The following is a 12962-nucleotide window of genomic DNA, read 5'->3' on the forward strand; positions in this document are numbered from 1 at the left end:
CCTAGCGGAGCTTCTTGGCGGCCAGCTTGCGCGCCTTCTCGGCGTTCTTCTTGGCCTCCGAGCGCGCCTTCTTCACGTTGGGGTCGTTCCAGAACGACGTGGCCGCCGAGGTGATCTGGTCGTAGCGCTCACGTCCGGCGCGCGCGCCGAGGACGTAGGCGATGCCCGCGATCACGAGGATGAGCAAAAACTTGGGACGCATCGGTTCTCCTGACTGTGTCGCCCCGACGGTAGCCCTCAGGCCGTTCCCTGTGAACCCCGTCGCCGGAACAGCAGCTGCAGGAGCAGGTGCAGCGGCCTGCCGAGGAACAGGACGAGCAGCCAGAACAGGCCGACCGTGGGGAAGAGCACCGCGAGCACCAGGGCGACAGCCAGCAGGATGGTCGGGGACAGGCTGCGCAGCAGGTCGATGCTCTCGAGCGCGCCCTCCCTCAGCAGGTCAGGATGCCGCACCAGGTGCAGCTCGATGAACCACGTGGCGAGGCTCGCGACCACCATGTTGCCGATGTAGACCGCATCCACGTCGCCGCGGTCGCCCCCGATGGCAGAGACGAGGTTGGTGGCGAACGGGATGAAGACGATCGAGGCCAGCCAGAGGAAATTGAGCCAGATCATCGTGATCGAGTAGTCGCGGACCCGTTCGAAGACCTGGTGGTGGATGATCCAGAACCGGCCGATCACCACGAACGAGATGCCGAAGCCGAGCAGTTCGCCCTGGTGGTCGCCGATGAACGCGCCGACCGACTGGTGCTCGATGTCCGCCGCCACGTCGACGAGCGGCAGGATCAGCAGGGTGATCGCGATGGCGACCGCCGCGTCGGAGAAGTTGACGAGCCTGTCGAGGCCGCGCTCGGTCCTGAGGACTGTCATGCCAGTATTCTGCCGGGTCGACTGCCAGACTTGCAGCCGTGGGGACTCTTCTTCTGGCCGGCGCGCTCGCGCTCGCCTTCTCGCTCTTTCTGACACCGCTCTTCGTCCGGCTGTTCACGCGGCTCGAACTCGGCCAGTTCATCCGGGACGACGGCCCGCAATCGCACCACTCCAAACGGGGCACGCCGACGATGGGCGGCATCGTCATCCTGCTGGCGACGCTGTTCGGGTTCTTCGTCGCCGCACTCGTCAACGGTGGAGACGGCATCTCGCCGTCGTCGCTCCTGGTGCTTCTCATGTTCGTCGGGATGGCGGCGGTCGGGTTCGTCGACGACTTCCTCAAGGTGCACAACCAGCGCAGCCTGGGGCTCGGCGGCTGGGCCAAGATCGGCGGCCAGGCGGTGGTCGCGACCGTGTTCGGCGTGCTCGCCCTGCAGTTCCCTGATGCCTCAGGACACACCCCGGCGTCCACGGCGATCTCCGCCGTGCGTGACATCCCCGCACTCGACCTCGCGCGCATCGCGACGGCGGTGCCGGTGGTCGGGATCGTGCTCTACCTGATCTGGGTGAACGTCCTCGCCTCGGCGACCACGAACGGCGTGAACCTCGCCGACGGGCTCGACGGCCTCGCGACCGGCGCATCCATCCTCGCCATCGGCTCGTATGTGCTCATCGGTTTCTGGCAGTTCAACCAGTCCTGCTCCAACGCGAACATCCGGCCGGAGAACCTGGCCAGGTGCTACCCGACGAGCGATCCGCTCTCCCTCGCCGTGGTGGCCGCAGCCATCTGCGGCGCACTCATCGGCTTCCTGTGGTGGAACACCAACCCGGCGAAGATCATCATGGGCGACACGGGATCCCTCGGCCTCGGCGGTGCGCTGTGCGCCCTGGCGATCGAGTCGCACACCGAGCTCCTCCTCATCCTGATCGGCGGCCTGTTCGTCATCGAGGCGGGATCGGTCATCGTCCAGCGGGCGTACTTCAAGGCGACGCACGGCAGGCGCCTGTTCCCGATGACCCCGATCCACCACAGCTTCGAGCTGATGGGATGGGCAGAGGTGACCATCGTGGTCCGGTTCTGGATCATCGCCGGCGTGCTCATCGCGGTCGGCGTCGGGACGTTCTACTTCGAGTGGCTGAGCTAGCGCCCACGCCGAAACGACAGCCGGTCAGTCGAGGCCGAGCGACTTCTTGATGACGGCCTCCGGGTCGACCGTGGTCGCCGCGGATTCTGTCGCCTGCTGGTTGGCCTCGGTGATCGCGCGGATGACCTCGTCGCGCTGGATGCGGACCCCGCGCGGTGCGTCGATGCCGATCCGGATGCCGTCGCCGCGCGCATCCAGGATCGTCACGACGATGTCGTCGCCGATGAGCACCCGCTCCCCGACCTTGCGCGTCAATACCAGCATTGCTTCAGCCTAGCGGGGCGCGTCGTCCAGCCACAGGACGGGAAAGCCCAGCGCATCCACCGACTCCGGCGTGCTGGTGAAGGCGGCACCGGATGCGGCGATCCCGTCGACCGCGAGCACCGCATCCACTGCGGCCACCCAGGCGGCGGTGTCCTCGGCTTTGCGGGACGCGTCGACGGCCACCCAGACCTGATCGGGCGCGATCCCGGCGAGCGATTCGGCGAGCGCGGGCAGGTCGTCCGCGCCGTGCTCCAGGCCGTATGCGGCGATCACCGAGCGCTCCCTGCGCACCCCGTCCGCCCTGGCACGCAGTGCACCGCGGCGGTCGTCGACGCGCGGGGCGGCGGCGCGGGAGCAGCCGCCCGGCCGCACCTCTGCGTCCTCGACCGAGGCGGAGAAGACACGGGATGCGGAGACAGCGTCCGCGCCAAGTCCGACGACGAGCGTGAGGTCGCCGCGTCCGCGCAGGCGGGCAGGCGGTGCGGACGCGTGCGAGGGCGAGTCGGGCGGTGCGGGTGCGGGTGCGGGCGGTGAGACCGGAACGGCCTCCGCGGCCTCCTGCCGGGCTACGAGCGCGGCCTGCAGCCGCTCATCCAGCTCCGGCGGCTCGGGCATCTCCGGCGACTCCTGCGTCTCCGGCGCCAGCGCGCCGGACTCCGTCTCCCCCACCACGCGCACGAGATCGTCGAGGATCGCCGCGAACGCCGCCGACGAGGTGGACACCGCGGGCAGCACCTCCTCCTCGGCGTCGCCGCCGTACTCCGCAGCGTCCACCCACTCAGGCCGCGATCGGCTCCACAACGCGCACCACCCCCACCGTCTCGATCTGCGCAGGCACGGACGTGACCTCCTGGTACGACAGCACCGCAAGGCCGCTCAGCTGCCCGGCCACCAGCCGCCGGATCGCCGGTCGCAGAGCGGGGGCGCAGACCAGGATCGCGGAGACGCCTTGGTCGTCGAGCTGCGCGGCCGTCTGCCGCAGCGAGCTGAGCACCGCTTCGAGTCGCACCGGGTCGAGCACGATCTGTGTGCCGAACTCCGAGGGCCGCAGACCTTCGAGCATGGCCTGTTCGAGGCCGGGGTCGATCATGATGACCCGCAGCGTCGACCCGTCCAGGTGCGGTGCGACGACCGCAGGGCCGAGGGCGGACCGCGCGGCCTCCACCAGCCCCTCCGGGTCGTTCGAAGTCTTCGCCCGCAGCGCGAGGGCCTCCAGGATGCGCGGCAGGTCGTTGATCGCGACCTGCTCGATCAGCAGCCCCTGAAGCACCCGCTGCACCTCGGCGAGGGTCAGCAGGTTCGGGATCAGCTCGTCCACAGCAGACGGGCTCACCTGCTTCACGCCCTCGGTGAGCTGGCGCACGTCCTCGCGGGTGAGCAGCCTGGCCGCGTTCGCGGTGATGATCGACGACAGGTGCGTGATGAGCACGGAGACGCGGTCGATCACGGTCGCACCGCCGAGCTCGGCGCTGTGCCGCATCTCGCTCGGGATCCACTTCGCGCCCAGCCCGAAGACCGGCTCGACCGTCGGGGTGCCCGGCAGCGCATCCAGTGCGTCGCCGAGTGCGAGCACCCGCCCGCTCGGCGCCTGACCGCGCCCGGCCTCCACGCCGGCGATCTTGATCACGTAGGTGGAGGGCGGCAGGTCCGCGCTGTCCCTGGTGCGCACGGGCGGCACGATGATGCCCAGTTCGAGCGCGATCTTGCGGCGCAGGGCGCGCACCCGGGCGAGCAGGTCGTCCGACGCTCCGCTGACGATGTCGACCAGGTCGGGCGCGAGAGTGATCTCCAGGGCGTGCACGCGCATCTGCTCCAGCAGATCGTCCGTGGTCTCCCCCTTGCCGGCGTTCGCGACGGCGGCCTGCGCCGCCTGCGCCTTCTTCGCAGCGGCCTGCGAGTTCTTGAGCCGCTGCGCCGCGAGGATCAGGAACGCGCCGACCAGCACGAACGGGATGGGCGGCATCCCGGGGATGAGCGCCATCACGATGGCCGCGCATCCGGCGATGGTCAGGGCGTTGCGCGACTGGCTGAGCTGTCCGCTCGCCGTCGTGCCGATGTCGGCCTCCGCGTTGGAGCGCGTGACGATCATGCCGGTGGAGACCGCCATCAGCAGCGCGGGGATCTGCGTGACCAGTCCGTCTCCGATGGTCAGCAGCGTGTACGAGTTGACCGCGTCGCCGATCTCCATGCCGCGCTGGATCATGCCGATGGCGATACCGCCGACCACGTTGATGACGATGATCAGGATGCCCGCGATGGCGTCGCCCTTGACGAACTTGGATGCGCCGTCCATCGCCCCGTAGAAGTCCGCCTCCGCCGACACCTCTGCACGGCGGGTGCGGGCCTGCTCCTCGGTGATGAGCCCGGCGTTGAGGTCGGCGTCGATCGCCATCTGCTTGCCGGGCATGGCGTCGAGGGTGAAGCGGGCGCCCACCTCGGCGACGCGCTCGGCACCCTTGGTGACCACGATGAACTGGATGACGATCAGGATGAGGAACACCACGGCGCCGATGATGATGGAGCCGCCCACCGCCACATGCCCGAACGCCTGGATGACCTGGCCGGCGTATCCGTCGCCGAGCACCAGGCGGGTGGATGCGACGTTGAGGCCCAGCCGGAACAGGGTCGCCACCAGCAGCAGCGACGGGAAGACCGAGAAGTCGAGCGGCTTCTTGACGAACATCGTGGTGAGCAGGATGACCAGCGCCAGCATGATGTTGACGATGATGAGCGTGTCCAGCAGCCAGGCGGGCACAGGGACCACGAGCAGCATGATGATGCCGACGACCCCGATGGGCACGGCGACTTTGGTGGTGGTCGATCTCATCAGATGCCTCCCAGGATCGGGGTCATGGTGTGGGTTCCGTATGCGGAGCCGCGGGCCTTCAGCGACATGACGAACGCGAGCACCCTCGCCACCTGGTTGTAGAGGTCGACGGGGATCTCGTCGCCCAGCTGGCATCCGGCGTGCAGCGCGCGGGCGAGCGGGATGTCCTTCACGATCGGCACGCGCTCCTCCTCCGCCTTCTCGCGGATGCGCTGCGCGATCGTGCCGGAGCCCTTCGCGACCACGCGCGGGGCCGACTTGCCGGGCTCGTACTTGATGGCGATGGCGATGTGCGTCGGGTTGACGAGCACCACATCCGACATCGCGATGGCGGCGATCATCCTGTTGCGGCTCATCGCGAGCTGGCGGGAGCGGCGCTGCGACCGGATCAGCGGGTCGCCGTCGCTGTTCTTCTGCTCGTCGCGCACCTCGCGCTTGGTCATGCGGGTCTGCTTGCGGTTGCGGCGCATCACGACGAGCACGTCGAGCCCTGCGAGCACCAGGCCGGCGCCGACCGCGGCCTGCAGCAGGCCGGTCGCGCCGCTGGTCGCGGCGGCGAGCAGGGAGTTCAGGGACAGGCTGCCCGCGGTCAGCAGCACGGGCATGAGCCCCTGCACCACGAGGTAGAGGCCGACGGCGACGACCGCGGACTTGAGCAGGGTCTTCGCGCCCTCCCAGAGCGCGCGCATCCCGAACACCCTGGCGACGCCCTTGACGATGTTGAACTGCTCGTACTTGCCCTCGAGCTTCTTGAGGTGCACGCCGCCCTGGGCGGCCGCCGCGCCGATGATCGCGATGGCGGCGACAGCCAGCAGCGGGCCGATGGTGCCCAGGATGCTGCCGAGCCCGTCCCCGAGGGCCTTCAGCGCTGCCGCAGGGTCAGGGTTCTCGATGATGGAGCGCACGGTGAACAGCTGGTCGACCCCTGCGCTGCTGCCGAGGCCGATGGTGAACGGCAGCATCACGGCCGCCGCCCCGACGCCCACCCACGCGGTGAGGTCCATCGACTTGCCGAGGCGGCCCTTCTCGCGGGCCTCCTTCATCCGCTTGTCGGTCGCCTGTTCTGTGCGTTCCTGCGCGTCGCTCATCGGCCCACCCCCAGCATCGTCTTGACAGCGGTACCGGTCAGGCCCTCGACGACCCCCGGTAACGCAACGAACAGCACCGCGGAGAGCACGACGGTGAGCATGATCTTCAGCGGGAAACCGAGCGAGAACGCGTTGAGCGCCGGCGCCACACGCGTGAGCAGGCCGAGGCCGACGTCGGCCAGGAACAGCACCACGATGAGCGGCCCGGCGATCTGCACAGCGGCCACGAACATCTGCGTCACCCCGGTGACCATCTGCTTGGCGGGGTCGGAGAGGTCGATGCCCGCCGCCAGCGGGATGGCGTCGTACGAGCGGATCAGGCCGCCGATGATGAGCTGGTACGCACCGGATGCGAACAGCAGCGCCAGCGCCGTCATCTGGAACAGCCGGGTGAACTGGGCGCCGTTGATCATCGACTGCGGGTCGAACGCCTGCGCCAGCTGGAAGCCGCCGAACAGGTCCACCAGGCTGCCGGCCGACTGCACGGCGGCGAACACCAGGTAGACGAGGAAGCCGAGCGTCGCGCCGACCGCGAGCTCCCGCAGCAGATCGACGAGGAACATCCCGATGTCTGCGGAGTGGTACCCCGCAGCGACCCGCGGGGCGACGGCCACGGCGAGGCCGATGGCGAGCATCCCTTTGATCTGGGCGGGGATGCCGTTGTAGGAGAACGGCGGCGCGATCACCAGGAACGCGACCATGCGCAGCGACGCCAGCGCGATGGCCTCGATGGTGGACAGGTCGATGGGGATGTACATCAGCCGCCGCCCAGCAGCGACGGGATCTTCTCGAACAGCACGTTCGTGAACGTGATCAGCTCGGAGATCATCCAGTGTCCGCAGACGATGAGCGCCACGCCGACAGCCGCAGCCTTCGGCACGAACGAGAGCGTCACCTCCTGGATCTGGGTGATCGACTGCACCAGGGAGATGGCGAAGCCGACCACGAGCGCCGTGACCACGATCGGGGCGGCCAGCTTGGCGGTGATCATCAGGCCCTGCATGGCGATGTCGAGGACCGCGTTCGCGTTCATCCGCCACCCCGATAGCTCGTGATGAGGCTCGTGATGACGAGGCCCCAGCCATCCACCAGCACGAACAGCAGGATCTTGAACGGCAGCGAGATCATCACCGGCGGGAGCATCATCATGCCCATCGACATCAGCGCGGCGGAGACGACCATGTCGATCACCAGGAACGGCACGAAGATCACGAAGCCGATGATGAACGCGGCCCGCAGCTCCGAGATCATGAACGCCGGGATGAGGGTGAGCATCGGGACGGCGGACGGGCTCGCCGGGTTCGGGCGCCCGGCCGCACGCGTCATCAGCGCGATGTCCTCCTCGCGGACGTGCGCCAGCATGAAGCCCCGCAACGGCCCCTCGGCCAGATGCACCGCCGCGGTGAAGTCGATGTGGCCGTTCAGGTACGGCTGCACGGCCGTGTTGTTGATGTCGATCAGCACCGGGCTCATGATGAACAGGCTGAGGAACAGGGCGAGGCCGGCGAGCACCTGGTTCGGCGGGATCGACGGCAGCGCGAGGGCGTTCCTGGTGAGAGCCAGGACGACGAAGATCTTGGTGAACGACGACATCATCAGCAGCAGCGCGGGCGCGACGGACAGCAGGGTGATGCCCAGCAGGGTCAGGATGGCCGCGGACGGTGTGCCGTTCGGTCCGTTGATGTCGATGGTGACGCCGCCGGTGCCTCCGCCGGGACCGGCCGGACCGGTCGGGGTGGGGACGGGCTCAGGCACCATCGGCAGCGGGGCTGCGTGCGCGACGTTCGCCGTGAGCAGCACCATGGCGACCGCCGAGATGATGGCGAGCACGATCGCGATCACGAACCGTGGGGAGCGGATCAGCCGCCCGGCCGCGGCGATCACTTCTTGGGCCGCACCGCCGAGCTCGCCTGCCTCCACGTTGCCGGTGACAGGATCGAGCCCTTGAGGGCCTCGTCGAATACGGAGGCGCGTCCCTGCGCCGTCAGGTAATCGGCATCCTGCCTGGAGTTCTTCGCGGGCTTCACGGCGCCCACCTGCCGTCCTGCTGCTGCGGACGGGAGCGCATCCTGCGCGTCGTCCTGGGCGGTCATGGGGTGGTCTTCGATGGGGGTCCGGTGGTCGAGCTGGCTCTGCTGGCTGACCGGGCTCTGCGGGTTAAGGGGCTTGGCGAACGTTTGCCGCACGCGGGCGATCGGGGTGACCTCCGCCTCCAGGTCGACCGGGCGGTCACCGGAGGCGAGCACGTTGACGTTCCGCTCCGTGACGCCGAGCACGAACCGGGTGCCGTCCACATCCACCACGACGACCGACGCCTTCGAGCCGACGCCCTGGCGGCCGACCACGGTCACGGCGTTGCCGCGGCGCACGCCGCGCTTGCCCTTGGTGACGCGCCGTTGCACGTACCAGAGCAGAGCGACGATCACGCCGAGAACGACGAGAACGCGCAAGGCGACGAACAGGGTGTCCACGAAAAGTCAGTCCAGGTCTTCCGAAGCGTCGAGGATCTTGGTGATGCGCACCGCGTAGTCCTGGTCGACGACCACGATCTCGCCGTGCGCGATCAGACGGCCGTTGAGCAGCACGTCCGCGGGCGACCCGGCGGAGCGGTCCAGTTCGATGACCGCGCCGGGCTCCATCGCGAGCACGTCGCGCACGGGCATCCTGGTGCGGCCGATCTCCACCGTCAACGCCATCTCGACGTTGCTGATGCGGCCCAGCTTCCCCGCGATCGACCCCGAGCCGAGGTCGCGCTCGTTCGCGCTCGCACGTCCCCGGATGGCGAACCAGCCGACGATCCCGGATGCACCGGCCAGCTCGAACACGACGGTTCCCGCGTCCTCGAACAGCTGGGTCGCGTCCTCGACCCGCGCGTCGTCGAGCACCCCGGCGCCGAGCGTGTCGCTGGCCGCCTCGATGGCGGGCTGCAGCACATCCTGGATGGCGACGACGGGCGAACCGTCCGCCGCGTCGTCGACGATGCTCGGCGCATCCAGCAGCACGACGGCCAGATCGGCGGACACAGCGCCGACGAAGCTGGCGACCACGGCGCTGCCGGTCGCCCCGGCGAACGCGCCGAGCGTGTGCAGGCGCGGGGTCAGCGGCGTGCCCGTCGGCAGGACGCCGACGAGGGCGTTCGCCGCGGCGAGCGCATCGGATGCGCTCAGGGCGGACGCCGTACCGGTGGTGGTCATGCTCATGGTCTGTCAGTCCTCTGTGTTCACGATCACGCACGCCAGGCGCGAGCCGCTGGAGCCCAGCGCTGCACCGGCGACGGGGTGGCCCCCGACGGCGAGATCGAACGGTCGGTGTTGCGGATGCGGGATCGGGAGCAGGTCGCCGACGGCGAGCCCGAGCACGACGCTCGGCTTGACCCGTGCGGGGGTGAGCCGCAGGGAGACGTCGACGGGCACGTGGGCGAGCTGCGCATCCAGGAGCTCGCGTGCGTCGTCGGCACTGCTGGTCGGGTTGGTCTCCCCCAGCTGAGGGAGCAGGACGATGGCGGGAAGGGCCAGCGTCGCCGGTGCGACGTTCTCCCCCACCCGCAGCTCGAAGGTGGCGACGATCATCAGCTCCGCGGTGGCCGCCGCCTGCGCGAACTGCGAGTTGTACTGGATGGCGTCGACGCCGATCGGCGTGACCAGCAGGGCGCCCAGCGAATACCGCAGGTCTTCGAGCGCGTCGTCCATCAGCCGCCGCACGAGCGCGTGCTCGATCTGCGTGAAGGTGCGCTCGGCATCCACTGGGTTGCCCGTTCCGCCCAGCATCGCGTTCACCCAGGACAGGGCGGCGACGGTCGGGAACTGGATGACGCCCTTCGGCGCGATGCCGTCGAGCTCGCAGAGCACCATCGCGGTGGTCGCGGGCAGCGATGCGGCGTACTCGTCGTACGTCTGCATGGCGACGGACTCGCACTCCACCTGGCTGAGCACCCGCACCTTGGCGGTCAACTGCGTCGCCCACTGCCGCGCGAACGTCTCGAACGCGAGCTCGAGCACCCGCGAGTGCTCGCGCGCCAGCGTCGTCGGACGCCGGAAGTCGTACACCGGCGCCTCTGGCGCAGTCTCAGGAGCGTGCAGGGTGGTCACGGTGCCGACTATCGGCGGGGAGGGGGGATGCGTTAGGGACTATTCTCTCTTTGCCACTTGTTTGTATAGAATGCGAACATGTTGATCCGTCTGGAGGCCGAGTCCGCCGCGTCGTTCGCCGAGCAGATCGTCGCGCAGGTGCGGCTCGGCGTGGCCGGCGGCGAGATCCGCGTCGGAGAACGTCTGCCGTCCGCGCGGGAGCTGGCGGGGTCGCTCGGAGTGAACATGCACACGGTGCTGCGCGCGTACGACACCCTGCGCGAGGCCGGGGTGATCGACCTGCGGCGCGGGCGAGGCGCTGTCGTCGTGGCCGGTGACACCGCCTCCGTGCGCACCGTCTTCGAGGCGGCGGCGTCCCTCGTCGCCGAGGCCGCGAAGGCCGGGATCAGCTCGACAGAGCTCTCCGTGATCATCAAGGGGATCGCATGAGCCGCCGCGGAGCTGTCCGCCGCAGCATCGCGGTCGCCCTCGCTCTGGTGCCGCCGGCCTGGCTGATCATCACGGCCGTGACCGTCGGCCCGAAGCTCGGCTCCCGGATGGCGTCCCACTGGTCCGGAACGGGCACCCCTGACGGTTTCGCGGACACCTGGCCCACGTTCTGGATGTTCGCAGCGATCGTCACCGGTCTGACGGCCGGTGCGATCGCCCTCGTCGTCGCCGCGCGGACCACACCCCAGGCCCGGATGTGGGTGGGCATCGTCGTGGGCCTGGCCGGGCTGACCGCCCTCGCCTGGACGGCATCGGCGGAGGCCACAGCTGCGGCCGCGACACCCGAGGAGGCCGTGCTCGGCGCCCGGCTCCTTCTGCTCATCCCCGTCGTGGGGCTCGGGGCGCTGGCGTTCCTTTTCGTTCCTCCCACAGAGGGGCAGACGGACAGCGATGGCGACAGCGACGACGACCGGCGCGAGCGCCCGACCCCTCCGCTGCGCTCGGGCGATCGGCTGGTCTGGTCCGGCACCACCGGCAGCGCGTGGTTCGGCGCGCCGGCCGCCGCACTGATCGCTGGCGGGATCCTGTGCCTGGTCGCCGCCATCGCGACACCGGCGCTGATCGCCGCCGCGACCTTCCTGCTCCTGCTGGGATGCACGCTCCTTCTGCTCGCGAGCGTGCGGCTCGTCGTCGACGCCCGGGGCATCCGGCTCGTCTCCACGGTCTTCCGCATCCCGCTCATCCGGGTGAAGCTGGACGACATCGACGCGGTGTCGGCCGAGCAGATCAGCCCACTCCGCTGGGGCGGCTGGGGCTTCCGGATCTCGACGAGGGGCATCGCGTACGTCACGCGCAAGAGCGAAGGCATCGTGATCACCCGGCGTCGCGGCGCGGATGTCGCGATCACCATCGGCGCCGCCGAGCAGGCCCGCGCGGCGGCCGAGCTCCTGGTCGACCAGCACCGGGCAGGGATGCGCCGAGCCGACTGACCTCGGCGGCCGGAGCGGTTGCCCGCATCCATCGGCCACGCGCCCTTACGCCTGGCCCCCTCCGGCCGATAGTGCCCCTGTGACGGCTCACCCGGAGCCGAGACCAGGATTCGCCCTCATGATCGTCGTCACCCGACTGAACGACAGCCAGTTCGCGGTCAACCCCGACCTCATCGAGCGCATCCACGCGAGCCCGGACACCACGCTCGTGATGGTCGACGGCGCGAAGTTCATCGTGACGGAGAGCATGTCCGAGGTCATCGAGAAGATCGCCGCATACCGGGCACGGGTCATCGCGCTCGCCCACGATCTGCCCACCGCGAACACGCGCCCCTCCGGCGCCCCGCAGCTCGGCCTGGTTCCCCCCGCGGACACCGGCCGTGACGACGAGGCCCCGGATGCGCACCGCGAGCATCCCGAAGCTCGGACCGTTCCCCTCCGCGCAAGGAAGAAGTAATGGATCCCGCAACCATAATCGGCATCGTCCTGGCGTTCGGCGCCGTCGTCGCCATGGTGACGATGGAGGGCGCGCACCTCAGCGCCCTCGTGCTTCCCGCTCCGATGGTGCTCGTCTTCGGCGCCACGTTCGCCGTCGGCATCGCCAGTGGGACGCTCAAAGACTTCATGGTGGCCATGAAGTCCATCCCGCGTGCGCTGCGGGGCAAGATCGAGCCGCCGCAGCAGGTCATCGACCAGGTGGTCGACCTCGCGGAGAAGGCCCGCGCCAACGGACTGCTCGCAATGGAGCAGGAGGCGGACACCATCGACGACCCGTTCCTCAAGCGCGCCCTGCAGAACATCGCGGACGGCACGGACGGCGACGAGCTTCGCGTGCTGCTGGAGGACGAGATCGCCACCAAGTCGAAGAAGGACAGGGTCGCGGCCAAGTTCTTCAGCGGCATGGGCGGCTACGCGCCGACGATCGGCATCATCGGAACGGTCGTCTCGCTCACCCACGTGCTCGAGAACCTGGCGGAGCCCGGCGAACTCGGGCCGATGATCGCGAGCGCGTTCGTGGCGACCCTGTGGGGTCTGCTGTCCGCCAACTTCCTCTGGCTGCCGCTCGGCGCCCGCCTCCGCAGGCTGTCCGAACTGGATGTGGAGCGCATGACCCTGCTGATGGAGGGCGTGCTCGCCGTGCAGTCCGGCAGCCAGCCGCGCCTCCTCGGTGAGCGCCTGCGCGCGATGGTCCCGGATGCCGGCAGCAGCAAGAAGGACGCCAAAGAGCCCAAGGCCGAGAAGCTCAAGGAAGCTGCGTAGCG

General features: G+C 69.3%; 17 protein-coding genes. 5 read left to right on the forward strand and 12 right to left on the reverse strand.

The window, feature by feature from the left end:
- Position 1 precedes the first annotated feature (1 nt).
- Both HF024_RS19150 and HF024_RS19155 read right to left on the reverse strand, forming a co-directional pair.
- Positions 2-202: a hypothetical protein gene (locus HF024_RS19150; protein WP_085367363.1), complete on the reverse strand. Its 201-nt coding sequence runs from the start codon at positions 200-202 to the stop codon at positions 2-4.
- 35 nt (positions 203-237) lie between these two features.
- Positions 238-870: a TMEM175 family protein gene (locus HF024_RS19155; RefSeq protein ID WP_168690659.1), complete on the reverse strand. Its 633-nt coding sequence runs from the start codon at positions 868-870 to the stop codon at positions 238-240.
- Between the two features lie 38 nt (positions 871-908).
- On the opposite strand from HF024_RS19155, the gene mraY reads away from it, so the two are divergent.
- Positions 909-2015, forward strand: coding sequence for a phospho-N-acetylmuramoyl-pentapeptide-transferase (mraY, locus tag HF024_RS19160; RefSeq protein WP_168690660.1), 1107 nt, complete (start codon positions 909-911; stop codon positions 2013-2015).
- 24 nt (positions 2016-2039) lie between these two features.
- Here the strand turns inward: mraY and csrA are convergent, their stop codons facing one another.
- The 10 genes from csrA to HF024_RS19210 all read right to left on the reverse strand — a co-directional run bounded on the left by csrA (position 2040) and on the right by HF024_RS19210 (position 10282).
- Positions 2040-2279 (reverse strand): carbon storage regulator CsrA, encoded by a 240-nt coding sequence (gene csrA / locus HF024_RS19165; RefSeq protein WP_085367366.1) that lies wholly within the window; start codon positions 2277-2279, stop codon positions 2040-2042.
- Between the two features lie 9 nt (positions 2280-2288).
- Positions 2289-3053 carry a hypothetical protein gene (locus tag HF024_RS19170; protein ID WP_247597212.1) on the reverse strand — a complete coding sequence of 255 codons (765 nt, stop codon included), beginning with the start codon at positions 3051-3053 and terminating at the stop codon, positions 2289-2291.
- Positions 3054-3057: 4 nt separating this feature from the next.
- Positions 3058-5106 carry a flagellar biosynthesis protein FlhA gene (locus HF024_RS19175; protein WP_085367368.1) on the reverse strand — a complete coding sequence of 683 codons (2049 nt, stop codon included), beginning with the start codon at positions 5104-5106 and terminating at the stop codon, positions 3058-3060.
- On the reverse strand, positions 5106-6194 hold the full coding sequence (locus HF024_RS19180; protein ID WP_085367369.1) for an EscU/YscU/HrcU family type III secretion system export apparatus switch protein: 1089 nt from the start codon (positions 6192-6194) through the stop codon (positions 5106-5108). Before HF024_RS19180 ends, HF024_RS19175 begins: the two co-directional genes overlap by 1 nt.
- A complete protein-coding gene (locus HF024_RS19185) occupies positions 6191-6952 on the reverse strand; it encodes a flagellar biosynthetic protein FliR (protein WP_085367370.1) in 762 nt (253 codons plus the stop codon). The genes HF024_RS19180 and HF024_RS19185 overlap by 4 nt, the downstream gene beginning before the upstream one ends.
- The gene (locus HF024_RS19190) at positions 6952-7227 is read right to left on the reverse strand and encodes a flagellar biosynthetic protein FliQ (protein WP_085367371.1); all 276 of its coding nucleotides are present in this window, start codon (positions 7225-7227) and stop codon (positions 6952-6954) included. The genes HF024_RS19185 and HF024_RS19190 overlap by 1 nt, the downstream gene beginning before the upstream one ends.
- Positions 7224-7997, reverse strand: coding sequence for a flagellar type III secretion system pore protein FliP (fliP, locus tag HF024_RS19195; protein WP_168690999.1), 774 nt, complete (start codon positions 7995-7997; stop codon positions 7224-7226). The genes HF024_RS19190 and fliP overlap by 4 nt, the downstream gene beginning before the upstream one ends.
- Positions 7998-8074: 77 nt before the next feature.
- Positions 8075-8665 carry a flagellar biosynthetic protein FliO gene (locus tag HF024_RS19200; RefSeq protein ID WP_168690662.1) on the reverse strand — a complete coding sequence of 197 codons (591 nt, stop codon included), beginning with the start codon at positions 8663-8665 and terminating at the stop codon, positions 8075-8077.
- Positions 8666-8671: 6 nt separating this feature from the next.
- Entirely contained in the window at positions 8672-9394 is a 723-nt protein-coding gene (fliN, locus tag HF024_RS19205; RefSeq protein WP_143465480.1) for a flagellar motor switch protein FliN, read from the reverse strand.
- 6 nt (positions 9395-9400) lie between these two features.
- Positions 9401-10282: a flagellar motor switch protein FliM gene (locus HF024_RS19210; protein ID WP_085367373.1), complete on the reverse strand. Its 882-nt coding sequence runs from the start codon at positions 10280-10282 to the stop codon at positions 9401-9403.
- A 78-nt stretch (positions 10283-10360) separates the two neighbouring features.
- On the opposite strand from HF024_RS19210, the gene HF024_RS19215 reads away from it, so the two are divergent.
- The 4 genes from HF024_RS19215 to HF024_RS19230 all read left to right on the forward strand — a co-directional run bounded on the left by HF024_RS19215 (position 10361) and on the right by HF024_RS19230 (position 12960).
- A complete protein-coding gene (locus HF024_RS19215) occupies positions 10361-10711 on the forward strand; it encodes a GntR family transcriptional regulator (RefSeq protein ID WP_085367374.1) in 351 nt (116 codons plus the stop codon).
- Positions 10708-11700 (forward strand): DUF1648 domain-containing protein, encoded by a 993-nt coding sequence (locus tag HF024_RS19220; protein ID WP_168690663.1) that lies wholly within the window; start codon positions 10708-10710, stop codon positions 11698-11700. Before HF024_RS19215 ends, HF024_RS19220 begins: the two co-directional genes overlap by 4 nt.
- A 118-nt stretch (positions 11701-11818) precedes the next feature.
- The gene (locus HF024_RS19225) at positions 11819-12157 is read left to right on the forward strand and encodes a flagellar FlbD family protein (RefSeq protein ID WP_085367376.1); all 339 of its coding nucleotides are present in this window, start codon (positions 11819-11821) and stop codon (positions 12155-12157) included.
- Positions 12157-12960, forward strand: coding sequence for a MotA/TolQ/ExbB proton channel family protein (locus HF024_RS19230; protein WP_085367377.1), 804 nt, complete (start codon positions 12157-12159; stop codon positions 12958-12960). The genes HF024_RS19225 and HF024_RS19230 overlap by 1 nt, the downstream gene beginning before the upstream one ends.
- Positions 12961-12962 lie beyond the last annotated feature (2 nt).

Source organism: Leifsonia sp. PS1209, from assembly GCF_012317045.1.
Classification (GTDB): Bacteria; Actinomycetota; Actinomycetes; order Actinomycetales; family Microbacteriaceae; genus Leifsonia.